This is a genomic window from Pedobacter nutrimenti (genome assembly GCF_003208655.1).
Lineage (GTDB): Bacteria > Bacteroidota > Bacteroidia > Sphingobacteriales > Sphingobacteriaceae > Pedobacter > Pedobacter nutrimenti.
This window is the reverse complement of the sequence record NZ_QKLU01000007.1, coordinates 38,782-62,909: the sequence shown is the minus strand read 5'-3', so window position 1 is coordinate 62,909 and position 24,128 is coordinate 38,782. Positions and strand designations below refer to the sequence as shown.

Sequence of the window (24,128 nt, the reverse complement as noted above, 5' to 3'; positions counted from 1 at the left end):
TTTTATTAAATGATTTATTGAATTTCTTTTTTTACTGTATTCACCCACGCCTCTATCTCTTTTTTGTCTGCATCAGAAAGTTTTGCATTGCCGTGAATAAGCGTGTAAGAGTTTAACGGCATTTCATCTCTGTTAATCGTTTCTACCACTTCCTCCAGTTTGTGTAGCTTCTTCTTTGCAGGATAGGTATTAAACTCATCAAAATTCAAATGCTTTTTACCTTCAGTAACATGACTGGCCAGCCACCATTTTACCGGCTGCACATTGTTGTACCAGGGATAAGTGGTGTTATTGGAATGACAGTCGTAACAGCTTGTTTTTAGCAATCCCTGTACTTTCGGAGGTACGCTATAATGCCTGGTAATTGCATTTTCAGAGGCTACAATACTGCTATTTTTTTCTGTTCCAAAGAACTGAATGATGATAAGCAGCAGCACTATGGCTGCTACTATCTTTTTTAAGATTGATTTTTTCATTTTATTTTAATTATTTTTTATTTGAACCTGATGTTTAACGAAATAATATCCGATGCCATTCCTACCGACTTGGTATAATGACCATATCGTAATTCCAGCATATTGATCTGTTGTATGCCCAAAAGCCCATTGGGCAGGTTGTAACGTATGCCTGCACCAAAGAAATTGCTATTGAATTTGGACAGGTCGTAATTGCTGGTATAAAACTCATCCGATACCCCATGTGCCTGATAAGGCGCAAAATATTTTGCCCCTGTTTGCGTATAAAAACGATAGAACGGACTGACTGAAACAAAAGGTGATAATTTGATCGGAGTTTCCAAACTGATCGTATGTGATTTTATACCCCAACTGTCCGTGTAATAGCGGTAATAGGTACGGATGATAAATTGATCTCCCAGAAAATAATTGGCACGTAGCCCCAGTGGGATTTTAAAACGCTTATCGGGCAGGGTTTCCTGATGTACGGTACCATCCGAAAAATATACCCTGTGAAAAGGCAGACTTAGATAGCCACTCTGCTGCACAACGTCCGTAAGCAGTTCCACCTGAAAGTTTGGATTGATAATCTGCGAATAGGCAAGTGAAAGTGCAAACGTGTTCCGCCCGCTGGTACCATATTGTTCATGTTCCCTTCCACCAGTTCCCGGACTATAGTTTGGTCTTAATTCAATCGGCGCTATAAGTGTCACCTGATCCAAATAAGCCTGGAACTTGGCTGTAAATTCACCCATTTTATTGGCTGTTTTCTGTGCAAAGCCAATATTGGCACCTAAAGACTGGTAGTCAAATTCCCCGGAATAGGAAACTCCACCCATCAGTGTGCTGCCTTTACTTTCATTTTCTCTCGTCCAGCCAATCGAAGGATAAAACCTTGTATCGGCGTGAGATGCGGAAGAATTGGCTTTCAGGTCGATCCTATCGGAAGAAGCAGAGGTATAATGATCTACACCTACATCCAGCCTGAATTTATTTTTCCTGTTCTTTCTGTCATATTTAACGAGTGTAACGTCTATGACATTGGAAATATCCGTCAACCTTTCAGAACCGATACCACCCGTCACTGCCGAGTTATTGCCATTCTGATGATAATAGCTGGATACCAGGTTAATTTCATCAACTTTTAATTTTCGGGATATATGGCTGGTATCAACAGGCGTAGTCTGCGCATGGGAATGCAATAACGCCATAAGAGCTGCTGCTGTTAAAAATATTCTTTTCATTGTTTTTCTCTTTTTAGGTTAATTACAGCCACAGCCTCCACCAGATTTGCCTGCATTGGCACCGGATGAGCCTTCACGGTAGGATTGAAAATTGAGTTCGGTTTTTTCGATGGTGCGATTGCCGAGTACCATTTCGGCATCATTCAGCTTATTCTTTTGGTATTCTTTTACTGTTGTACAGGAAACCAAAGCGCAAACTGCCATAAAAGCAGCAGCTTTTAAAAATATTTTACTTGATAATTGTTTCATTTTAAATTGATTTTTTTGGATGAATAAATGCGGTTGGCATCGTCAATGATGATACATTCAACCTGTTGGATCTGGTTAATAAGGTTTAGCGCTGCATCGATGCCCATGATGCTTACAGGCGTAGCCATTGCATCAGCTATTTCTGCATTCGGGCAGATAATGGTCACACTTTTGACCCCGGAAACGGGTATTCCTGTTTTGGGATTAATGGTGTGGGAATACCGTTTGCCTCCGATCATGACATATTTTTCGTAATTACCTGAAGTGGCTACCGCCGTATCCGTTATATTCAGGTACGAAAATGGCAATCTTGCATTATCGGGATTGGCAATGCCAATCGTCCAGGGTTTACCGTCTGCCTGGCTTCCCCAAACCGTAAGGTCACCCGAAGCATTGACAACACCGGATTGGACACCACGTTGCTGCAATAATCGTTTGCCCATCTCGGCAGCATAGCCTTTTCCAATTCCCCCGAAACCGATACGCATACCTTTCTCTTTCAGGAAAACGGTTTGTTTTTCGGGGTCTAAAAGGATGTTCCTGTAATTGACCAGTTTCAGGTGTTCTTTAACAGATCCGGGATCAGGAAGCTCCTTCATTTCCTTGTCGAAGTTCCAGAGCCTTTTATCTATGCCACCGTAAGAAATATCAAAATAACCATCTGTAATCTGGCTGATGCGGATACTCCGTTCAATCAGGTTAAACATTTCCGCATCCACTTTTACAGGCTGCACCCCCGCATTGCGGTTAACGAGGTTGGTTTGACTGTCTTCCTTATAAGTGGTGAGTAATTGCTCAATCCGTTGGATTTCGGCTATGGCGGCATCAATATGCTCCAGTGCCTGCCGCTCATCGGTATCCACAACGGTAATTTCAAAAGCATTGCCCATCAGCCTTTGGGGTTTGCGAAATTCCTGTAGCATCTTAATGTTTTTTGTTGTAGAAATTCCGTATTTCACCTGTAAAAGCGTCCGCACTTTGGGCCGGCAATCCTTCCCAGGTCTTTAAGATTTTACCCTCTGCATCCAACAAAAGCGTATAAGGGAATATCCCGTTCGGATTGTACTGGTCTGCCAGTTCTGCATTTTCTTTTTTAACGGCCTGTGTCGGCTGTTTCTTTTTGCTTCTCGGGAAATCGGCATTGAGATATATCACAGCGTTATCCGAAATCAGTTTTTGAAATGCTTCGGTTTCTATAATATTCTTATGGAGCTTAATGCAGGGAACGCACCAGTCCGACCCGGAAAAATTGAGTACGATCAGCTCCTTTTTTTCAGCAGCTTCTTTTTTAGCCTGATCGAAACGTGATTGCGAAAAGGCTATGTTTGAAAATAACGCCAGTAGGATGGCTACACTTACATTTTTCATTTTATTAATTTTTAAGATTGTGATTTAATTTATCAATAGCAGCTATTCATCTTCTGCTGCATTTTTGAGTTTCATCAATAGCGTATAAGCGTTCTGTACCACAATGTTTTTTCCTGCCAGCTCACCGCTGTTCAGTATCTGAACGAAACCGTTTTCCTGTGTGCCAGGTGTAACCGGCAGCATGGTGTATTTTTGCTTACCGCTTACCGCAAACACATAGCTTTTCCCTTCAAAATCAACAATGCTTTCTTCGGGCAATGCCTGTGAAAAAGTGGATTGAAGTTCTATGACCGCATTCATGTACATTCCGGGTAATAGTCCATTATCATACTGGTGAAAATGACAGTGCACATCAGCGGTTCCGTCCATTCCGATGTCCTTACTGATCAAAATAATTTCAGCAGGTATTTTTTTACCGGGGTCGTTATTGGTATAGGCAATTACCTGCTGACCGATTTTCAAATGGCTGATATCTTTCTCATATACCCTCAAATTCAAATGAATATCATCGGGATTAATGAGTTCAAACAATACTTCTGAAGGGTTGACGTATTTACCAATGTTCACATTCACCTTGCTTACAAAACCATTGATGGTGCTGTAAATGCGGATACCCTTAGCTATCGTGGCTGTTGAAAGTTTATCAGGATTAATATTAATGAGTCGTAGTTGCTGCGCCAGTGCATTGAGCTGTATCTGCTGACCAGCCATTTCTGCCTGTGCCTGTTGCATTACTTTATCGCTCGCCGCCTGGTTTTCATTCAGATTTTTTTGGCGGTTGTAATCCAGTTGTGCAAAATGCAGTTTTGATTTCGCCTGAAGGTAATCCTGCTGCAACCGGATGTATTGCGGGTCTTCCAGTTCAGCGATTACTTCGCCCTTTTTTACCTGCATTCCCGGTAATAGTTTGGTATTTTTCAGATAACCTCCCAGCGGCACACTTACCGAAACCAAACTTTGGGGTGGCACGTCTATCTTGCCATTGAGCTTTAATTGGGTGGCAATATTCCTGTCGGAAAGCTGTGTAGTGGTTACCGGTGCGTTTTTCAGTTGTGCATCGGTTAATATGACCACATTGTTTTCTCCTTTGACGGCTGGCTTCTCGGCATCCGCAGATTTGTTTTTGCATTGGGAAAATGCCAGGACAGCCAACAGTAAGACACATTTTAATGGGGCTGATTTTTTTATATGGATTGCTGATAAAAGCATAATTATGGATTTAGATTGAGATAATTGATGGATATAATGGACTGGCAAAGCGTATTGACCGCATCGGCATAATTGCTCCGTATTGCAATAGCCTGGTTCATCAGCATTACCCAGTCCAGGTAATTGATTTCGCCACCCAGGAACTGCTTCTGCGCTGTAGCAACGATGGTAGCTGCATTTTTCAGCCCGGTGGTTTCAAAATACCTGACAATAGCTATATTGTTATCATAGGCGGAAAGCAGTTCCTCGTATTTACTCTTCAATGCGGCCGTTTCGGCTGCAAGCCGACCTTCTGCAATATTTTCAGCTATACGGGATGCTTTCACCCTGGCTTTTTGCGCCTGCGCAAAAACAGGAATGCCAATGCCAATCTGTACGGAATGGAACCGGTTAGCCGTGCCATAGGAATTATTGTCGGGACCTGTGCCTTTAAAACTGTTGTTGTTATAACCCAGCATCAGATCAGGCAATAGTTTTGCCCGTTCAGCTTTGGTCTGTGCTATCGCAATAGCTTGCTGTTGTTTTAATATTTGCAATAAAGGATGATCGTTGCCGGAATTAGAAGATAAAACAGGTATTTTACTGTCATCTGCCGGTTGCATAGGGGTATCTGTGTTCAACAGGAACCTCAAACGGATGCCCATTGTATTCAGCTCCTGCCTTACCTGCTGCAACTGTATGGCGATAGCTGCTTTCTGGCTTTCTGCAATTGTTTTTTCCAATATATTGCTTTCGCCATTTTGCAAGCGCAGTTTTGCCTTTTCATAAAATCCACTGTACAAACTATCTGCCCCAAGCAGTAATGCTTCTTTCTTTTCCCAATAAAGGAGGGTGAAAAATGTTTGGGTTACGGCTTTTTTCAACTCATATTCTTTCAGTGAAATATTCAGCAGGCTCTGCTTGTATTCTTCTTCAAGAACCCTGTTTTGTTTTTGGTAAACAGAAGGAAATGCAAAACTCTGCGACACGCCAAACCGGGTGTCATTATACGCACTGTTGATCTGACCGAAATCAGCCGTAACCGCCATTTGAGGGATATTGGCACCCGATTTTACCAGGGCTTTACTATATTCCGAAACCAGTTTTTCATTTTTTACCTGGAGGTTGTTCTTTATGGCAATATGGATCGCCTCATCTAAGCTAACCGGTGTCTGTGCGCTTACTGTTCCGGCAGATAGCAAGCCGATGAACAGTATAACGACCGCTTTGTTTTTGATTTTGATGCCTTTTTCAAACAGGATATACAATAGCGGAAGCACAAACAAAGTAAGCAGCGTAGCAATCAGTAATCCGCCGATTACAACTGTTGCCAGCGGACGCTGCACTTCGGCTCCTGCTCCGTTGCTCAAAGCCATCGGCAAAAAGCCCAGTGATGCAACGCTTGCGGTCATCAGGATGGGACGTAACCTGATTTTAGTGCCATAAACCACGATGCGGGAAATGTTGGTCAAACCTGCGTTTTTAATGCGTTTGAACTCCGAAATAAGTACAATCCCGTTCAGTACTGCCACACCAAACAGGGCAATAAACCCAACACCGGCACTAATGCTGAACGGCATACCACGGGCAGCCAGTAGCAATACACCACCGATAATGGACAGAGGAATGGCTGTATAGATAAGCAGGCTCTCTTTAACAGACCTGAAAGCAAAGAAAAGCAGGATGAAAATCAGCACCAATGCCACCGGAACAGCAATCATCAGCCGCTCTTTGGCCTGGTTCAGATTTTCAAAAGAACCTCCATAAGTAATGTGATACCCTACGGGCAATTTTACTTGTTGCGCTACTTTTTGCTGAAGTTCTTTCACGATACTCTGCACATCCCGGCCTTTGACATTGAAACCGACTATGATACGGCGCTGGGCATTTTCACGCTGTATCTGGTTAGGCCCTTCCTTGATCTGTACATCGGCCAGTTGCGAAAGTGGTATTTGGTTGCCCTGGGCGGTAGGTATCAGCAAACGTTTTACATCTTCCAGTCGCTTGCGGTCATTGGCATCCAGTCGAACCACCAGATCAAAACGTTTTTCACCTTCAAAAACCAGCCCGCTGCTTTGCCCGGCAAATGCCGTGTTTACTATATTGTTGATGTCGGCAATGGACAAATGATACTGTGCAATAAGCGGCCGGTTGTATTGAATAATTACCTGCGGCATTCCTGTAACCGGTTCCACATAAAGGTTTTCCGCTCCTTGTACGGTATTCACCACTTTTCCCAACTGTGCTGCTGTAGCAGCCAGTGTATCCAGGTTCTCCCCATAAATCTTTAATACCACATCCTGCCTGGCACCGGTCATTAGTTCATTAAAACGCATCTGCACCGGGTACTGAAAACCTGCGGTGATGCCCGGAACATCCTGTAGCGCCTTACTCATTTTTTCTGCCAGTTCGGGAAATGTCTTTGCGGAAGTCCATTCCTTTTTGTCTTTCAGGATCACCATCATATCACTGGCTTCCATTGGCATAGGGTCGGTAGGTACTTCACCGCTGCCAATCTTGGTAACCACTTTTATTACTTCCGGGAACTTTGTCTTTAAAAGGTGTGCGGCTTTCTGCGTATGCTCGATTGTTGTGTTCAAATTGCTGCCGGTAAGCACACGGGTATCTACGGCAAAATCACCCTCTTCCAGGGAGGGAATAAACTCGCCACCCAAACGGGAAAGAATAAAAACTGAAACAATGAAAAGTACTGCAACCAATGAAAGGATAAGTTTGGGCAGCCGCAATGCCCGGAGTAACATCTTTTGATAAAATGCTTCAATGGCCGCCATCATCCGGTCGGAATAGTTCACTTTTGTACTGCTTTTTCTTTTCAGTACCAGCGAGCTCATCATTGGAATATAGGTAAGTGATAGTAAAAATGCACCCAATAAGGCAAAGGCCACGGTTTGCGCCATCGGCTTGAACATCTTGCCCTCTATGCCCTGTAAGGAAAGAATAGGCAGATAAACAATAAGGATGATGATCTGCCCGAACACGGCGCTGTTCATCATTTTACCGGCGGCAGTGGTAACGGTTCCGTTCATTTCTTCTTTGGAAATGCCACCTATCTGTCGGAAATGTTTATTATGTGCTATCTGGTGCATTACCGCTTCCACGATGATTACCGCGCCATCGATGATCAGGCCGAAATCCAGCGCACCGAGGCTCATCAGATTACCGCTTACGCCAAACAGGTTCATCATACAGATGGCAAATAGCATAGCCAACGGAATAACCGATGCAACCAATAAACCCGCACGGATATTTCCAAGAAATATCACCAGCACAAACACAACAATGAGCGCACCCTCCATCAGGTTATGCTCAACGGTTCCGATAGCATTGTTGACCATCTTTGTGCGGTCAAGGAACGGTTCGATCACCACACCCTGGGGCAGTGTCTTTTGAATTTGGGCGATGCGTTCTTTTACGTTTTTAATGACCTGGCTGCTGTTTTCGCCTTTCAGCATCATCACCACGGCACCGGCCACTTCGCCCTCGTCATTATAGCACACAGCGCCGTAACGGGTGGCATAGCCCATTTTTACAGCAGCAACGTCACGAATAAAAAGTGGTGGCTGATCGGGTCTGTTTGTAATGGCTATGTTCTGAATATCTTCAATAGTGCCTATCAGCCCTTCACTACGGATATACAGGACGGTGGGGCCTTTTTCGATGTAAGCGCCTCCCGTATTCTGGTTGTTGGCTTCCAGTGAAGCAAACACATCTTTGATGCTGATGCCGTGGGCGTGTAATTTGTCGGCGTTTACGGCTATTTCATATTGCTTCAGCTTGCCGCCAAAACTGCTGACTTCGGCTACGCCTTTTACGCCCAATAACTGGCGGCGCACAATCCAGTCCTGAATGGTACGCAGTTCGGTGATGTCGTATTTTTTTTCAAAACCTTTTTTCGGACGTACCACATATTGATATATTTCTCCCAATCCCGTTGATATGGGGCCTAATGCCGGTGTACCGATGCCTGGGGGGATTTGGCTTTGCACCTGTTGCAGACGTTCCGCCACCTGCTGCCTTGCCCAATAAATATCAATACCATCTTCAAAAACAATGGTTACCAGCGAAAGCCCGAACCGGGAAAAGCTGCGGATCTCCTTTAAGCCGGAAATATTGCTGTTTGCCTGTTCGATGGGAAAGGTTACCAGTCTTTCAATATCAGTGGCTCCGAAAGAAGGAGCAATGGTGATGACCTGCACCTGGTTATTGGTAATATCCGGCACAGCATCAATAGGTAATCTGGTGGTTTGATAAGCACCTATGACTATCAGGGCGATTACCAATAGCCCTACAATGAGTTTGTTCCTTACGGAAAACTCAATAATTCTATTTAGCATAAATTTCTTCTGGAATTTGTTAACGATAATTTGGCTCACAGAAGAATACCTGCGCAATGATTAGCCGCACATCGGAACAATAGTATGTAGCAAGATTATTTAGCCCCTTGCAGAAAGTATAGACAATCTAAAAGAGACAAAACATCAGTTACAGTTCACAATACTACTTTGAGATAGTATTGCAAACAGAATGGCTATCTTATTCAACATAAGAATAGCGTCCAGACTATTGTTGTAGTGCTGTTAAATCAAAACAGGAACGTTCTGTGAGAAAAAAAACATTAACAGGCTCTCGGAGGCTGCCAGATAGAATTTTGGTAGTTGAAAGAATACGCTGTTGAATTGTATAAAAGCGGTTTTTCTTTCTTATTGTAAAAAGGAGGGACTATTTGAAAATGTGTAGATACAGATGGAATAACAAAGGTGACTAAAGAGGTGTGTGCAACCATTTTAAAAGGCAATTGCATATCCCGGTCATAATCGGCATCATGTGGACTGCCGTGCATATAGTGCATATCCAGGAAGGCCAAAACAGAAATAGAAGGATCTTGCGCACGATGCTCCATAAAATGCTCTATCAGCACAGGCAACTTCCACACCTCTTTGAAAGGTGTAAAAGCAGTCAGATAGACTGATAAAAAAAATATGGCTATCATCTTCCTCATTGAAGCAAAGGTACTTAAAAATATAATGCTATTTACTGGTATATGCTATTTTAAATTGTTCAAAATAAATTCAATATATGTAGCCATTTTATATGCCATAACAGAAAAAATTGGAACTATAAACACTGGTGGAAAACCCAAAATTTGCTATTTTTGTTAAACAATATGAATTGAATTAATGAAAAAATCATTCCAAAATAGGAATGATTTGGGAGATATTACTTTTGGTGACTGGTCCTACTTTTCGTCCTGTTCATCCATTTTCTTTAAAAGCCCGTCCCGGAGTTCATCAAGAAATTTTGTCCGGTTTATTTTTCGGGTTCGCAATTCCAAAAACGTTTGATAGAAATTGCCTAATTCGATATTAAACGTATTCTCAAAATATTGCGCTATCAGTCTTATATCGCTATTGCCGTTATCGAAAACGCCTTGACAATTCAGTGCATAAATTAGCTCTATCATGGCGGTTTTACTTCCCGTCCAATTCAGCTTTTGCGTGGCTACTGATTTACTGTCTTGGGTTTTGCTGTACAGTTGGTCTTCGATATACACCTGTATCAAGTCGTTGGCGATTATCTTGGCAACCTTATAGTCATGTGAAGTGGAAAAGGTTTGGTCAGATTGAAAGTAATAAGTGTCCAGCCATAACTTAATATCGTGCTTACCCCGCACAAAAAAATTTTCATCAAGAAAGGAATTATTGCTACGATAGTACTTATAGAAATCGAGGTTATTATCAAAGAACCTCTTTAATTTTTTGAGTTCTTTGTTGAGGTATTTTCTTATAGATTTCGTTCCATAGGGTTTTCTTGCCTCAATTTTATAGATGGCATTGTAATAAATGAGTTGAGCGATAATGGCTGGTTTCTGATATTTGAAAAAATGTATTTCTTCCTGCTCGTTTTCAAATCCAGTTTTCAATACATATTCTTTCAGTTCAGTAGTCTTGCTTAAAATGAGTTCAATTGCTTTCTCATAGGAAGCTAAGACATTTCCCTGCTCGTATGCCAATTCTTTTATTTCTTCATCTAATTCATCTGATATTTTCTTAAAATATTCTGTCATTCAAATTATCACTTTTGTAATTAATTGATTACCCCAGAATAACTCTTAAATACTTGCTTAATTTATCCGGTTGTGTAACAATTATTTTTGCTTGAATTTTTGGTTTAAAAAAGTCATTTATTGCTCTTTTGACGTTTTATCTCAAAGGGGTTCTACAACCTCAATCCCCAAAGAATTAAGTTTACTTTCTCTATGTGTTTATATGTCCACCCCATAAAACATCTTTCATTTGTTTACATATAAATTACTGTTACGTCAATTGTCTTGTCTGCGTTCAATTCAAAACTTGCTTTGGAAAAATTAGGCCTGTTTCGTAAACCTATTGACTGATAATTGGAAAATCCAATTCCCTCTTTGGGTAAAAGCAAACCTTTATCAATCTTTCCGTTATTGTTTTCATCGTGTAAAATATTTACGGCATATCTCCCTTGGGGCAGGCTTTTAAAAGTAATTTCAGATTTGCCATTTACAATTTTCGCTTTCTCTAATCGGTAATATTTTTTGTAATCTTCATCGGGGATTGAATTATCTTTGTTATAGAGGGCGAATTGAACAACACCCTTTGAATTTCGTAAATTTTCTACCTTAACGGTCAAGGTGTAGGTTTCTGCCTGATTTTCCGAAAATGAACAGAGAAAAAAACATAACCCAACTGTCAGTATAATAAAAATTGTTGCTTTCATTTATTATTGTTTTTTATTTGAACCCAATTTTTCTTTCATTCTATCTACTCCGTAGTACACCATTGGCACTAAATAAACCGTCAATGCTAATGAAGAAAGCAAACCGCCAATGATTACCCACGCCAAACCGTTTTTCCATTCGGCTGCTGTTCCGCTGGCTAATGCTATGGGCAACATTCCTATTGCCATTGATAAAGTCGTCATCAAAATGGGTCGCATACGTTCTTTTCCTGCGGTAATCAATGCTTCCTGATAATGTTTTCCTTCTGCCTTCAAATGGTTGGTAAAGTCCACAATCAAGATGGAATTTTTTGTTACCAATCCCATTAGCATAATCAAGCCGAGCAAAGCAAATAAGCTCAAATTGCTTAACGATAAATTCAAGGCTAAAAATGCTCCGATTGCTGCAACGGGTATGGCAAACAGGGCAACAAAAGGATAAATGTAACTGTCGTATAAGGCTACCATAATCAAATAAATCAGTAAGAATGAAATCAGCAATACCGAACCCAAAGCCCCGAAACTGTCGTTTTGCCGTTTAATATCGCTTCCCCAAGTCATTTGTATGCCGTTGGGTAAAGGATTGTTTTTGAGATATGCCACTACATCGTCTGCTACTGTTCCCGAAGGTCTGCCGAGTGCATCGGAAGTTAATGTAACGGCAGGTTGCCGGTCTTTTCGTTCTAAAAGCGAAGGCGAATTATCTCTTTCAATAGTTGCAAACTGTGAAACTTCAATCGGAATGCCCATTGGATTTATAATGTTGAGTTGGTTTACATCATCATAATTTTTACGGCTGAATTTATCCAACCAAATCCGTACAGGATATTCTGTTCCGTTTTCCGTTAAAGTGGCATCGTCATTTCCTGTAAAAGCGGTACGCAAATTCATTCCCACATAAGCCGTGTTCAATCCTAAACGCTGCATTTTGTCTTTGTCAGGAATGACTTTTAATTCAGGGCTTCCTGCTTCTACCGAAAGCCGCACATTATCTGCTCCGGGTATTTTTTCAATAACTGTTTTTAAGTCATTACCTGTCTGCATTACCTGGTCTAAGTCGCTTCCGCTTAATGTAATTTCTATCGGTGCAGAACGTGGAATTAAGCCTAATGCTATCATTGAAAAATTGATGCCTGAATATTCTTTTTGCAAATCAGTTCGCAATTTCCGCATAAAGGTTTCGGTAGAGAGATTATTTGTTTCTTTCCTGGATTTTAGCTGAATAGTAAATTCAGTTTTATTGGCAGAACCAACTCCCAAACTTCCGATACCTGTGCTTGGTCCGCCTACATTGCTGAAAACAGTTGAAACTTCGGGTTGCTTCAGAATATAGTTTTCTATTTTTTCTGAAACCAAATTGTTTTGCTGAATGGAAGTACTTTTATCAAACTCTAATGCCAAACGGAATTTCCCTTGGTCGCCTGTGGAAATGAGTTCCTTTCCAATAATTCCCTGCTTCATCATTGCTACCGTTCCTACGAACAGCAACAAAACAAATCCTGTAAAAATGAGTTTGTGATGTAAAACCCAATTCAATGTTCTGCCATACCAATTGATGAATTGGTCTAACTGATGTTCAAACCAAAGCAAAAAACGATTAAAGAAATTAGTCGGTTGCAAATCTTCTTTTTTCCCGATGCGTGAAGCCAGCCAAGGCGTTAAAGTAAACCCGACCAATAAACTTGTAAGCGTAGAAGTGATAACTACTACCGAAAACTGTTTGAGCATATCGGCAACAAAAACCTGTAAGAACAAAATCGGCAAGAACACCACCACATCAACCAATGTAATAGACAATGCCGAAAAACCGATTTCCATTCTTCCGTCCATAGCTGCCGTTCTTTTTTCTTTACCCATATCCAAATGGCGTTGGATATTTTCTAAAACTACGGTAGCATCGTCCACCAAAATGCCGATGATTAAAGACATCGCCAGCAAAGTCATCAGATTGAGCGTATAGCCCCAAAGCCACATCACGGCAAAAGCGGTAATTAAGGAAGTCGGAATGGCAACTAAAACAATCAGTGAGTTTCTGAAACTTCGCAGAAACAGCAACATTACCAACGACACTAAAATCACGGCTAAAATCAAGTCAAACACCACCGAGTTAACGGCTGCAATGGTGTTATCGGTGCTATCGTCCGTAACTACAAATTTTACATCTGCATTGGCATTTTGTTTTTCAATGGACTGAAATTTTTCCCTAATCAGTTTTGAAACATCAACGGCATTGGCATCGCCTTGTTTCTTTATCATTAAGCCAATACCGTTTTTACTGTTGTAACGGCTATACGAAGTAATTTCTTTAATGCCGTCTGTTACTTCCGCAATATCTTTCACATAAACAGGACTGTTTGGAAAAGGCATTGCGACCTGAACATTCTGAATATCATTGATAGTATTGAATTTGCCAACTAACCTAACTGAATTATTTTCTGTATCGGTTTGTAATTTTCCCGCAGGTAAATCAATACCTGAACGATTGACGGCTTCCACTACCTGGTACAAAGAAATTTTATAGAGCTTCAATTTTTCTTTATCCACCTTGATTTGAATTTCCCGTTCTTCTCCGCCTAAAATGGCAATCTCTGCTACTCCTTTTAGTTGTTGGATTTGTGGCAGGTAATCGTCTTTCATTTTTTGGTAAAAGTCAGTCGGCTCTAAATTGCTTGTTGCACTTACCGACATTATCGGCAAATCATTAGGCGATACTTTGCTCATTACAGGGTTTTGAATATCGTTAGGCAAGTCCTTTCGGATATTGTCAATGTAGCGTTGAGCGTCCTGCATTGTTTTGTCCAAATCCGTTCCGTATTTCAGATTGGCTATGATGATTGAAGCATTGGGTAATGATTTGGTAAGCAAATAATCTACGCCCTCCAGATTAGAAAGTGCATCTTCAATTTTTCGGGAAACGGAAGTTTCCACTTCGTTGGGTTCTGCACCGGGATAAACGGTTTTGATAACCACAACAGGCTGATTAAAATCGGGCATCAGTTCATAGCTCAAATTCTTGTAGCCGATAATTCCCAACAGGGCAAATACGCTGAAAAGTACGATAATCAGCGAGGGACGTTTGATTGATATTTCTGTAATATTCATTTTCGCTGATTTTATTTAATCGTAATATTCGCTCCGTCAAACAGGTTGATAAAGCCATTCGTTACAACAATATCGCCTGTTGCCAATCCGCCTGATACAATCGTTTTATTGCCGATATTTCTTGATATGGTTATCGGTTGCAATACGGCTTTTCCGTTTTTTATGATATATACTTTCGCTTTTCCATTTTCTTCTGTAATGGCAGATGTCGGAATAAGAATACCTTGTTCTTGCTTGGTGTCAGAAAGATTTACCTTACCGAACATTCCCGATTTTATGGTTAAGTTGTTGGTGTTGGCAACCTGAAACTGTATAGGAAAACTATTGCCCATATTGGCTTTACTTCCTGTCATTGTTACTTTGCCCGAAAGGGAAATGTCGGGATAAACATCAGCACTAATTTTATAAGTCTGATTGTTTTGAAACTGCACCAAATCATTTTCGGGAACATTGACCGTAAAGCGTAAAGTGCTTATATCCGTAATTTGTAGCAACGGAATACCCGGTGCTGCAAAACCACCCTCCTCATTGAGCTTGGCAGTTACCACACCGTTGAAAGGTGCTTTTATAGTGGTTTTACTGATTTGCTCCAATAAAGTCGCTTTCTGAACTTTTGCAGCTTTCAATCCCAATTTTGCCTTTTCCAACTGCACACCTTGAACGGCATCGGCTTCTGTTAAAATGGTGTATCGTTTTACATCGTCTTCCAAACCCTCAATCTGTACTTCAACTGCTTGCAGTTGTAGCTTCAACAACGAGTTATCCAACTGAATAAGTGTTTGTCCTTTGCTTACACTACTTCCAACATCTACCAAAACAGCATTGATTTTTCCTTGTATATCCGCACTGATTTTTGTTTCCTTATTCGGCTCAAAAGTACCTGCATAAGTATTTGCATCATCAATAGTCTGCAAACGAATGGTGTCAGCATTTACAGTAATAGGTTTTTCTTTGTCATATTGATACACCTTGCTTTCGGTGGTTTCTTTATTGTTTTTCAACTTAAAAAACACAAGTGCTATTACCGCAATCAAAGCAATTATCCCGATTATTTTTTTCCAATTCATATTCCTGATTTTTTATCCGTTATTTTAATTCTTAATTGTTCCTGCCAGCTTTTTTAGCTCCAAATCCGCTTTCAGATAATCTATAACTGCCGACAGGTAATTTTGCTGTGCTTCACGAAGTGTATTATCAGCCAATAAAACATCGGTAAGTGTTGCCGTACCTTGCTTTTGTTGTAAAATGGTTTGCTCATAAATAGATTGAGCCAAAGTGATTTGATTTTCGGTATTGATGACTGTTTGCTGTGCAATCGTTCTTTGCCTTAAAGCATTTTCAGTTTCCATTTTGTTTTTATCGCCAATCAGTTGAGCCTGCAATTCGTTATTGCTGATTTCCAGTTTTTTTTGATTTATTTTTCGCTGTGTAACTGTTCCGTTGAAAAGCGGGTAAGTCAGTTGCAAACCTGCAAAGCCTATGGGATAAAATTTCAGAAAGTCATTTGGGGTTTTGTCGTAGCCAAAACCTGTTGTTCCGTAGGAGGCAATCAAATTAAGCGAGGGTAGAAATCGTGATTTGTTCAACGTACTCAATTCGCTGTTCAATAGTTTGTTTTGTGTCTGAATAATTTTCAAATCCAATATGTTTTCTACATTATTTTTAGTTAAGGCTCGCTGTTCGATTTCAGAAACAACGGTAATATTTCGCTCCAATGGGATACCGATATTCAGTTTTAGTGCATTTAGAATTGAAATGTATTTGTTGTGGACGTTTTCCCTTTGGGTATTTAACTGTTCGGTTTGCAATTTCACTTTACTCACATCTGTTCCCTTTGCCAATAACTGTTTTTTCAAAAGTTCCATATTCTTTAATAGCTTTTGGGTGTTGAGCATATTGCTTTCCAAAAAATCCAATTGATGTTTCAATATTTGAGCGTTGTAATACAGCATAGTGATGTCGTATAAAACCTGCTCTTCCGATTTTTGAAATTGAAGCAGTGTCAGTTTGTTGGCAATTTTTGTATTCTCAATCACTCCATAAACCTGCGGATTATACAACGGCATTGCCAACTGCACATTTGCATTGATGTTGTGAGGAACACCAAATTGCAAATCTCTGAATTGCCCTTCGGGTGCTTGCGGATTGAGTGCATTCATCGGCATGAGCTGTGTAGGCAATTCCATAAAATATTTGTAATCGGCATTGGCTGTAACTTTCGGAATAAGATTGGCTTTTGCTTCTTTTTCCCTTTGTTCGCTGATGCTGATGTGGTTTCGGTTGATTTGCAGGGTTTTGTTATAGACCTGTGCCGTATCAGTACATTGTTTCAGTGTCCAGACTTCCTGTGCCTGAACAGTATTCCACCCGATAAATATCAACGGAATAATAAATAGTTTGCGAGCGTTCACTAACATAATTGAGCAAATTTTTTTGTTTCTTTTTATTTATATTCTTTGAGCAAAAGCGATAATATGCCCGTCTAAATCGGTAAAATAGCAAACGCTGTCGCCCCAATCTCTGTCTTCTATCGGACTAATAAGTTTAGCTCCTATTTTCATTGCGTTATGAAATTCAAGTTCAATATTATCAACATAAAAATATAGCTCACATCTCGGAATTCCGTTTCCTTGGTCAGGATGTGGTGTTTTGTCCGAAAGTATTTTGGCAATTCCTTTATTAGGCATAAGTCCCAATTTACAGTTTTCGGAAAGTTTAAATTCAGTCATTCCAGGTACATTCAAGTCAGGGTTTATACGAAAAAGCTTTGTGTAAAAATCTGTACTTTTCTGTTGGTCAATTACATAAAGTATAAATTCAGTTGTTATAATATGTTTCATTCTTAGTTTGATATTAAATATGGTTATATGAATTGTTCTTCCTTTATCATTGTCAGCAACATTTTAAAGCGTTCAATGGCTTTCAATTCGTGTGGAATGTTTGCCGGCATAATGATACAATCACCTTTTTTCAGATGATGAAGTTTTCCGGCAATCGTTATTTCTGCTTCGCCATCCAAAATCTGCACAATGGCATCATAAGGTGTTTTATGCTCCGATAGTCCCTGTTCTTTGTCAAACGAGAATAAAGTCAAGGTTCCACCTTTGCTTTTAGTTACCTGTTTGCTGATAACACCGCCGTTTGTGTATTCAATTGCATTTTCGAGATTGAAAATGCTTTCTTTTTCAAATGTTGCCATAGTCGTTGTTTAATTAAAATACTGATGATATTGCTGATACGAATGTTGCAGGCGCAAAACAATTTCACTTGCTTTGGTTGCATCTGTTTCATTTTGCAACGCCTTAATTATTTCAAGATGTGGATGTAGCCATTTGTGCAGTTCATCGTGACCTTTGCCGCCCATTGTACAACTTTTTACGAGCTGGTCGTTTTGCTCTTTTAGTTGTTGAGCCAATGCTTTATAATCAGTCTTTCCGTCCTGAATATAAGTATTTACCAATTCTTCGCCTTTCACTACAAAAGGTTTCATTTCTTCGTTCACCAGCCACTTTTCGCCATTGTTGAGTTCAATAGCTTTGGAACCCTCATCGTGTTGATGTTCTGCGTGGTTTTCTGTTTCCTGATGTGCCGTTGATTTTTCAGTAACATTATTACAACTCCACAAAAGCATAACGCTCAATCCAAATACAAGTAGTTTTTTCATATCTCAATTTTTTTTTCAATCATTTTTAAAATTCCCTCTAAAACTGCTGTACCGTCTTTTATCAGGTTAGACTTATGCCTCGAAAGTTTCCATTTCAAAACCGTCATTCTCATTCCACCAAGTATAATAGTGGTAAGCGTGGAGGCATTGATTAGCTTGCCGTATTGCCCTACCTTCTGTCCTTTTTCAATGTTTGCATTGACATATTGGTGCATTAATTCCATTATTTCGGAAACTTTATAACTCAATCCCTCATCATAATGAAAAATACTTTCCGCAAAAATGACACTGACAATCGCAGGTTTATCTGTAAAGGTTTGTAGTTGCGATTTAAAAATATCCCTCAATTCATCTCCTGCCGTTGCGTTAGGATTTACAGGAATGTTACTTATGCGGTTTTTCATTCCTGTTATGAAATAGTTGAGCAAACCAAGTAAAATATCATTCTTGCTTTTAAAATGACGGTATAAAGCCGGTTCGGATAAACCAATATCGGCAGCCAGCGTTTTGATAGTCAGGTTTTGAATACCGTAAGCATCAATCCGAACCGTTGCGGCTTCCATTATTTCTATTTGTCTGTTTGTGAATTTTTCCATGTTACCCGTTCGCTAACAAAATTATGTTAGTTAGCATTCGCTAACAAAGGTAGTGATATTTTTTTATTTAGCGATATTTCTTCAAGAAAAGGATATTGTCAACCAATACTATCATTCTTTATTCCTTTTGCACCAAATGTTGTAAGTCAGGGTCGTTTTTGATGCGTTCCATTTCACTTTCAACAATGGTCATAACATCCTGCTTGACTTGCTTGTAGTTGGCTTCAATTTCTTGCTTCATATTATCCGCTCCACTTTCATCGGTAAAGGATAATATCTGCGGTATCTTCTTGTAGGCTTTGGTTTCGGCGGCAACTTTATCATTATCTACTACAATTTCAGAATGAAATATTTTCTGCTCGATGCGTTCATCGAAATTGTCGGAAACCGCACCAACAAACATGCCCTGCGTAAGTGTTGAAATTTTGGATGCTGGTATCAGGCTATCCATTTGGGTAGAAATGGAAGTGGACTTATCATTTCGGTTGATGGTCATGCTCTGCCTTTTCTGCAACACTTTTCCAAAGCGTTCCGAAAGGCTCTTTGCTGTTTCGCCCACCACCTGACCGGAGAAAATATTACCTATGGTATTCTGTATTACCTTACTTTCTTTATCGCCGTAATCCCTTGTCAGTTGTGAAAAATCCTGAAAGCCCAAACATACTGCTACCTTATTACTACGTGCAGTTGCAATCAGGTTATCCAATCCCCTGAAATAAATGGTTGGCAACTCATCTATGATAATTGAACTTTTAAGCTGTCCTTTTTTGTTAATCAGTTTTACAATCCTTGAATTGTATAAACCCAAAGCTGCGGAGTAAATATTTTGCCTGTCGGGGTTGTTGCCAACGCACAGTATTTTAGGCTCTTTCGGATTGTTGATGTCCAGTGAAAAATCGTCCCCCGTCATTACCCAATACAACTGCGGGCTAATCATTCGGGACAAAGGAATTTTTGCCGATGCAATCTGCCCCTGTAACTGGTCTTGTGCGCCCCCTAACCAGGCATCCATGAACGGCGATAAATAATTTTCGAGTTCGGGGTATGACGTAAGTATGGTAAATACGTCTGCGTATTTTTTGTTGAGCAATTCGATGGCGTGCGGGAACGTGCAATGCTTGCCGTTATCGTAAATTTTCAGGAACCAAATAATTGCTGCAAGCAATATAATCGGGCTTTCAACGAAGAAATCCCCTTGCTTCAAAATCCACGACTTGTTAAGGTTAAGCATGATGGTATAGGCAGCTTCGTAAGCATCCGATATGTCCGTCATAAAGTCGGGATTAAGCGGGTTGCACCTGTGGCTCCGGCGTGGGTCATCAAAATTGATAACATAAAACTTGGGGGCTATTTTGTACTTGTTGGTATGCTTTAGCAGGTGGTTGTAGGCAATCGTGGAAAGGTCATCAAACTTGAAATCGTAGATATACATACTGAACCCTTTCTCGATGTGTTGTTTGATGTAGTTGTTTACAATAGCATAGGATTTCCCCGAACCCGGAGTACCCAACACAATAGAGGCTCTAAAAGGATTGACCACATTAACCCAACCGTCATTCCATTTGCCTTTGTAGTAAAACTTCGTAGGCAGGTTAACGGAATATTCATTTTGCATCAGTTTGGTTTCCTGCTGGAAACTTTCGTTCTCGTTGTTGAAAACATCGTCCATCAGGTTATTGCGTAGTAAGCGGCTCATCCATACACCAGCCATCAGCAGGGCAATATATCCTGCGCCCGTTGTAAGAATGTAAAGCGAAGTAGCTAACCCTGCCGATAATTTCAGCAATGGGAAATTCAGGAAGAACAGCACTAAGCCAGTGGCTAAGGCAACACGGATTTTAGTCCATGTTATCTTTTCGTTTTTCACGCCCTTTGTACCCAAACAGCTTAACGCCAGTAACACCAATGCAAAAAATTTGGTGTAAAGCGTGTGTGAGAAAAGCCCTGCGGTACGGTTAAAATTGGTGAGTATCTTGCCTATAACTTCTAAAGTCCAGCCACGTTCGGCAAAGAACCCATAGCAAAACCAATAAAAGTGCATCAATACAATGAGGATGCTTACCGCTCTCATAAAAGCCATTATTTTGGCTAACCCTCTTAAATCGTCTTCTCCTTGCATAATTCAAAAATTTGTTTTGATGCAAGTGTAACCGCTATGAATAGCGGTGTAGAGAAAGCGGTGTCAGATGGCGTGTAGTGGCATTATTTGGCATTAAACTGGCTTCCTGATAGAGAACAAAATCTTATTGCCGTCTTCCTGGTCTTTTGTTTTTCTTCTTTTTCTTCATGCGGTTTGCAAAAGCCTGTTCCTCGTAATCCTCGCCCTGTGCTTCCGGTAATAGCCCGCCCAATCCGTCTATCAATCCTGTATCATCGGTTGGCTGTTCTTTATCAAAGAAATCAAAAAGCCTGTGAGTTTCTTCTTTTTCCTCAACAACGTTTTTATCTGCGGCTGGCAATGCGGAGGTACTTGTATGTTCTGTATTTTGGCGTTGTTCCATTACTTGTTCTTTCCACCAGTCGTTAAACACATTTGCCGATAGTTTTTTGTCCAAAGCTGAACCGTTCCAAACTGTGCGGCTTTCATGGTCTATAAATGTCATACCATATATGCGCCCCTTATCAGTGCGGCGTACAACGGTATTGATGCCCTGCTCCAATAGTTGCTTTTTAAAATCGGTTTCATTGGTGGCCGTGTGCATTGCTACCTCGATGCTGTTTTTCAGTATGGCTCTTACCGGGTTATTTTTAATCTGCTCTTTAGATTGTGCAAAATGTTCCTGCAAGGCTTCCAATCCTGCGTGTTTGCCAAAACGTGAAGCCTTGAAAGGATTGCTGGCTTTTACTCCCTGTTCGTTCAAGGCAAAATACACCAGCCCGTTTTTGGGCTGTCCGTTCAGCTCGCCTTTCACTTCTTCGGCGGTAATATTAAAGAGGGAAAGCAACGCATTGTATGCGCCCAAACTGGCATATCCGTAATACTTTGGCAGATGTCGTACCACCGATGCTATCTGACTTTTAACATCCCCGGCTTTGTAGTCTATCGGGTGGAATACCCGCTCGTTCCCCGTGCGTTGCTTTTCCGTTGCAGGTACAAGATTGTACTGCTGTTCCAATTTCCTGCAAATTGCCATTGAACGGGGATGGTCGTAACTGTCCGCTATCTTCTTGCCATCCAATCCAACGGCAACGGTCACAATATGGATGTGGGTGCGCTCTATATCCGTATGTTTGAAAACAACATAGGGCTGGTTGCCATAGCCCATTTCCTGCATATACTGCTGCGCCATTTTTATAAACTGCCCATCGCTGACCTTATCCGCAGGATCAGGGTTCAGCGATATGTGGCGAACTGGTTTTTCCGTTCGGATATTGGCGGCTAAATAGGGCTCAAATTGCTGGTGCAGGTAATGGGTAGAATAAGTATTGTTCAATGTTTCCGGTATCTTGTTCAGCAACAAAACCTGCCCTTTTTCTTTGTCAATCTTCTGCTGGTTATATGATATAGCACCGTACAAATGCTCACCCTTTCCAATCTTTGCTATCATTTTTGCAAGTGTTTTTTCTCAAATTCCTGTGTCAGTTCAATTACTTTCCGGCACAAGTCCGCCATTTCTGCCGTCTGTTTTTCCAGTTTAAAGAGGTAAGCAGATGCTTTTTTCTCCGAAAAATTGCGGTACAATATCTTCACGATTTGGTTGTAGTTCACACCAACGGCTCTGAACTGGCTGTAAAAACTGGTGAGCCTTGTATGAAATTCTACGGCATCCATATCAATTTTTACTGTCTTAATTGTTTTCTGAAAGATGCAGGCAGTAATAAAATGCGCCATTACTTTCATTCCCGATTGCTCGAACAACGTAAGGAACTGTGCGTTTTCCGTATCGTTCAGGCTAATCGAATAGCGGTGGGTTGCAGGGTCATTCTTAGGCTTGCGACCACCTTTGCTTATTTGATTTCTTTTCTTGTCGTCCATATCTCTATCCATTACAATTTCCATAAACCCCGACTTCGGAGGGGGTTTTCCGGCTCCATGCAATGGCAAGTTGTTTTTAGCTGCGGAAAGCATTTCAAGCAGCTAAAAACATAACTTGCTCTGTTCGGTTGAACAGAAAATCCGCCCTGCGGGACGGATTGGATAAAGCAGAAAAAAACGACTTAGAGCCGTTCCACTTATAGCCTCTTATCTCCAATGATTTTTCCATTCTCCTGTTGCATTGATGCAACTACAAAATAAGTGCAGCTTTCCCGAAGCATCACCCTGTTGCACACTGCCAAACACTGCCACAGAACGCCAATAGCTACCACTTCGCAGCAATGCGATAAAATAACCCGCTCCTTTGTGATAGCATTCAGGCAAGCGTGTTGGCAGGCATTCATTCCGGTTGGCAGTTCAGAAAGACAGCATACAAGATTGCAGGAACCTAAGAATGTCTGATAGCATTCAGTCCGGCAGGCTGGCACACCTGAAAGAAAGCAGGACGGCTTTCATGTTGGGCTGCAAGGTGGCATGACAGCTCACAAAGGAAACGGCTTGCAAGCGTGACAGCAGAAATGCAAGATGGTCGGCACGACAGGCAGAAAGGTTGTTTGCCTGATAGCCGGAGTTCCATCGGGATAGCATGACAGTATTATTTCATGCAGGATAACACGCTATCAAGAAAGCCATCCCGCAGGATTGCAGGCAGTACAAACAGAATTAAATTTTAAAACAGAATAGAAAATGGAAACAAAAAACAAAACCCGATTCATTGCTTTTTCCAGCCAAAAAGGAGGCGTGGGTAAAAGCACTTTTACCACCATCACTGCAAGCATACTCCATTACCGCATGGGGTATAACGTGGTCGTATTTGATTGTGATTACCCACAGCACAGTCTTTGGCAGATGCGGGAACGGGATTTAAAAACGGTGATGAAAAGCGAAATCCTGAAAAGACTGGCGTACCGCCAGTTCACGACCATTAACAAAAAAGCATATCCGGTATTGCAGAGCAAGGCAGACAATGCTTTAAGGGATGCGGAGGCATTTTTACAATCTTCCGATGTCCCGGTGGATGTGGTTTTCTTCGACTTACCGGGAACTGTGAACACCCCCGGCTTGCTCAATACGCTGGCAGGAATGCAACATATCTTTTCACCTATCACGGCAGACCGTGTAGTGATGGAAAGTACATTGAGCTTTACCGATGTTCTGACCAATGTTTTGATGAAACGGGGACAGACTTGCATCGAAACGATACGGTTATTTTGGAACCAGGTGGACGGACGGGAAAAATCGCACCTGTATGAAGCCTATGGAAATATCATCAATGAAGTTGGGCTGCAAACGATGGAAACCCGCATTGCAGACAGCAAACGCTTTCGCAAGGAAAGCGAAGCTACCGCAAAGACCGTTTTCCGCTCCACATTATTACCTCCCGATGAAAGATTGATGAAAGCCTGCGGGCTGGATTTGTTTATGGTAGAGTTTTTAAGAACCGTCAAATTGTAACGG

The 24,128-nt window shown here is 41.0% G+C and carries 21 protein-coding genes; 1 reads left to right on the top strand and 20 read right to left on the bottom strand.

The window, feature by feature from the left end:
* Positions 1 to 14 precede the first annotated feature (14 nt).
* From B0O44_RS18560 to mobA, 20 genes are all read right to left on the bottom strand, one after another.
* Entirely contained in the window at positions 15 to 476 is a 462-nt protein-coding gene (locus B0O44_RS18560) for a heme-binding domain-containing protein (protein WP_054280977.1), read from the bottom strand.
* Positions 477 to 493: 17 nt separating this feature from the next.
* A complete protein-coding gene (locus B0O44_RS18555; protein WP_054280978.1) occupies positions 494 to 1,699 on the bottom strand; it encodes a DUF3570 domain-containing protein in 1,206 nt (401 codons plus the stop codon).
* Positions 1,700 to 1,717: 18 nt separating this feature from the next.
* Positions 1,718 to 1,948: a DUF4266 domain-containing protein gene (locus tag B0O44_RS18550; protein ID WP_054280979.1), complete on the bottom strand. Its 231-nt coding sequence runs from the start codon at positions 1,946 to 1,948 to the stop codon at positions 1,718 to 1,720.
* Positions 1,945 to 2,871, bottom strand: a complete 927-nt coding sequence (locus tag B0O44_RS18545) for an FAD:protein FMN transferase (RefSeq protein WP_054280980.1) — start codon at positions 2,869 to 2,871, stop codon at positions 1,945 to 1,947. Before B0O44_RS18545 ends, B0O44_RS18550 begins: the two co-directional genes overlap by 4 nt.
* Before the next feature lies 1 nt (position 2,872).
* The gene (locus B0O44_RS18540) at positions 2,873 to 3,316 is read right to left on the bottom strand and encodes a thioredoxin family protein (protein WP_054280981.1); all 444 of its coding nucleotides are present in this window, start codon (positions 3,314 to 3,316) and stop codon (positions 2,873 to 2,875) included.
* Between the two features lie 42 nt (positions 3,317 to 3,358).
* Positions 3,359 to 4,525, bottom strand: a complete 1,167-nt coding sequence (locus B0O44_RS18535) for an efflux RND transporter periplasmic adaptor subunit (protein WP_054280982.1) — start codon at positions 4,523 to 4,525, stop codon at positions 3,359 to 3,361.
* Between the two features lie 2 nt (positions 4,526 to 4,527).
* Positions 4,528 to 8,859 (bottom strand): CusA/CzcA family heavy metal efflux RND transporter, encoded by a 4,332-nt coding sequence (locus B0O44_RS18530; protein ID WP_054280983.1) that lies wholly within the window; start codon positions 8,857 to 8,859, stop codon positions 4,528 to 4,530.
* 281 nt (positions 8,860 to 9,140) lie between these two features.
* Complete coding sequence (locus B0O44_RS18525) at positions 9,141 to 9,524, bottom strand: hypothetical protein (protein WP_072188813.1); 384 nt, start codon at positions 9,522 to 9,524, stop codon at positions 9,141 to 9,143.
* Between the two features lie 237 nt (positions 9,525 to 9,761).
* Positions 9,762 to 10,589: an RteC domain-containing protein gene (locus B0O44_RS18520; RefSeq protein WP_054280986.1), complete on the bottom strand. Its 828-nt coding sequence runs from the start codon at positions 10,587 to 10,589 to the stop codon at positions 9,762 to 9,764.
* A gap of 233 nt (positions 10,590 to 10,822) precedes the next feature.
* Positions 10,823 to 11,272, bottom strand: a complete 450-nt coding sequence (locus B0O44_RS18515) for a DUF2141 domain-containing protein (protein ID WP_054280987.1) — start codon at positions 11,270 to 11,272, stop codon at positions 10,823 to 10,825.
* A gap of 3 nt (positions 11,273 to 11,275) precedes the next feature.
* Complete coding sequence (locus B0O44_RS18510) at positions 11,276 to 14,374, bottom strand: efflux RND transporter permease subunit (RefSeq protein WP_054280988.1); 3,099 nt, start codon at positions 14,372 to 14,374, stop codon at positions 11,276 to 11,278.
* An 11-nt stretch (positions 14,375 to 14,385) separates the two neighbouring features.
* Positions 14,386 to 15,441, bottom strand: a complete 1,056-nt coding sequence (locus B0O44_RS18505; protein ID WP_054280989.1) for an efflux RND transporter periplasmic adaptor subunit — start codon at positions 15,439 to 15,441, stop codon at positions 14,386 to 14,388.
* 24 nt (positions 15,442 to 15,465) lie between these two features.
* A complete protein-coding gene (locus tag B0O44_RS18500; protein WP_072188814.1) occupies positions 15,466 to 16,791 on the bottom strand; it encodes a TolC family protein in 1,326 nt (441 codons plus the stop codon).
* 30 nt (positions 16,792 to 16,821) lie between these two features.
* The gene (locus B0O44_RS18495; RefSeq protein WP_078781138.1) at positions 16,822 to 17,214 is read right to left on the bottom strand and encodes a VOC family protein; all 393 of its coding nucleotides are present in this window, start codon (positions 17,212 to 17,214) and stop codon (positions 16,822 to 16,824) included.
* A gap of 23 nt (positions 17,215 to 17,237) precedes the next feature.
* Positions 17,238 to 17,573: a cupin domain-containing protein gene (locus B0O44_RS18490; RefSeq protein WP_054280992.1), complete on the bottom strand. Its 336-nt coding sequence runs from the start codon at positions 17,571 to 17,573 to the stop codon at positions 17,238 to 17,240.
* A gap of 9 nt (positions 17,574 to 17,582) precedes the next feature.
* A complete protein-coding gene (locus B0O44_RS18485) occupies positions 17,583 to 18,038 on the bottom strand; it encodes a hypothetical protein (RefSeq protein ID WP_054280993.1) in 456 nt (151 codons plus the stop codon).
* Positions 18,035 to 18,634 (bottom strand): TetR/AcrR family transcriptional regulator, encoded by a 600-nt coding sequence (locus B0O44_RS18480; protein WP_054280994.1) that lies wholly within the window; start codon positions 18,632 to 18,634, stop codon positions 18,035 to 18,037. The genes B0O44_RS18485 and B0O44_RS18480 overlap by 4 nt, the downstream gene beginning before the upstream one ends.
* Before the next feature lie 118 nt (positions 18,635 to 18,752).
* The gene (gene mobC, locus B0O44_RS18475; protein ID WP_054280995.1) at positions 18,753 to 20,753 is read right to left on the bottom strand and encodes a conjugal transfer protein MobC; all 2,001 of its coding nucleotides are present in this window, start codon (positions 20,751 to 20,753) and stop codon (positions 18,753 to 18,755) included.
* Between the two features lie 124 nt (positions 20,754 to 20,877).
* Positions 20,878 to 22,182: a conjugal transfer protein MobB gene (mobB, locus tag B0O44_RS18470; RefSeq protein WP_054280996.1), complete on the bottom strand. Its 1,305-nt coding sequence runs from the start codon at positions 22,180 to 22,182 to the stop codon at positions 20,878 to 20,880.
* On the bottom strand, positions 22,179 to 22,610 hold the full coding sequence (gene mobA, locus B0O44_RS18465) for a conjugal transfer protein MobA (protein ID WP_054281260.1): 432 nt from the start codon (positions 22,608 to 22,610) through the stop codon (positions 22,179 to 22,181). Before mobA ends, mobB begins: the two co-directional genes overlap by 4 nt.
* 747 nt (positions 22,611 to 23,357) lie before the next feature.
* On the opposite strand from mobA, the gene B0O44_RS18460 reads away from it, so the two are divergent.
* Complete coding sequence (locus B0O44_RS18460; RefSeq protein ID WP_054280997.1) at positions 23,358 to 24,125, top strand: ParA family protein; 768 nt, start codon at positions 23,358 to 23,360, stop codon at positions 24,123 to 24,125.
* The last annotated feature ends 3 nt before the right edge of the window (positions 24,126 to 24,128 follow it).

Coding starts and splice junctions, on each gene's coding strand:
- B0O44_RS18560 (WP_054280977.1), bottom strand. CDS start 476: ATGAAAAAATCAATCTTAAAAAAGATAGTAGCAGCCATAGTGCTGCTG.
- B0O44_RS18555 (WP_054280978.1), bottom strand. CDS start 1,699: ATGAAAAGAATATTTTTAACAGCAGCAGCTCTTATGGCGTTATTGCAT.
- B0O44_RS18550 (WP_054280979.1), bottom strand. CDS start 1,948: ATGAAACAATTATCAAGTAAAATATTTTTAAAAGCTGCTGCTTTTATG.
- B0O44_RS18545 (WP_054280980.1), bottom strand. CDS start 2,871: ATGCTACAGGAATTTCGCAAACCCCAAAGGCTGATGGGCAATGCTTTT.
- B0O44_RS18540 (WP_054280981.1), bottom strand. CDS start 3,316: ATGAAAAATGTAAGTGTAGCCATCCTACTGGCGTTATTTTCAAACATA.
- B0O44_RS18535 (WP_054280982.1), bottom strand. CDS start 4,525: ATGCTTTTATCAGCAATCCATATAAAAAAATCAGCCCCATTAAAATGT.
- B0O44_RS18530 (WP_054280983.1), bottom strand. CDS start 8,859: ATGCTAAATAGAATTATTGAGTTTTCCGTAAGGAACAAACTCATTGTA.
- B0O44_RS18525 (WP_072188813.1), bottom strand. CDS start 9,524: ATGAGGAAGATGATAGCCATATTTTTTTTATCAGTCTATCTGACTGCT.
- B0O44_RS18520 (WP_054280986.1), bottom strand. CDS start 10,589: ATGACAGAATATTTTAAGAAAATATCAGATGAATTAGATGAAGAAATA.
- B0O44_RS18515 (WP_054280987.1), bottom strand. CDS start 11,272: ATGAAAGCAACAATTTTTATTATACTGACAGTTGGGTTATGTTTTTTT.
- B0O44_RS18510 (WP_054280988.1), bottom strand. CDS start 14,374: ATGAATATTACAGAAATATCAATCAAACGTCCCTCGCTGATTATCGTA.
- B0O44_RS18505 (WP_054280989.1), bottom strand. CDS start 15,441: ATGAATTGGAAAAAAATAATCGGGATAATTGCTTTGATTGCGGTAATA.
- B0O44_RS18500 (WP_072188814.1), bottom strand. CDS start 16,791: ATGTTAGTGAACGCTCGCAAACTATTTATTATTCCGTTGATATTTATC.
- B0O44_RS18495 (WP_078781138.1), bottom strand. CDS start 17,214: ATGAAACATATTATAACAACTGAATTTATACTTTATGTAATTGACCAA.
- B0O44_RS18490 (WP_054280992.1), bottom strand. CDS start 17,573: ATGGCAACATTTGAAAAAGAAAGCATTTTCAATCTCGAAAATGCAATT.
- B0O44_RS18485 (WP_054280993.1), bottom strand. CDS start 18,038: ATGAAAAAACTACTTGTATTTGGATTGAGCGTTATGCTTTTGTGGAGT.
- B0O44_RS18480 (WP_054280994.1), bottom strand. CDS start 18,634: ATGGAAAAATTCACAAACAGACAAATAGAAATAATGGAAGCCGCAACG.
- mobC (WP_054280995.1), bottom strand. CDS start 20,753: ATGCAAGGAGAAGACGATTTAAGAGGGTTAGCCAAAATAATGGCTTTT.
- mobB (WP_054280996.1), bottom strand. CDS start 22,182: ATGATAGCAAAGATTGGAAAGGGTGAGCATTTGTACGGTGCTATATCA.
- mobA (WP_054281260.1), bottom strand. CDS start 22,610: ATGGACGACAAGAAAAGAAATCAAATAAGCAAAGGTGGTCGCAAGCCT.
- B0O44_RS18460 (WP_054280997.1), top strand. CDS start 23,358: ATGGAAACAAAAAACAAAACCCGATTCATTGCTTTTTCCAGCCAAAAA.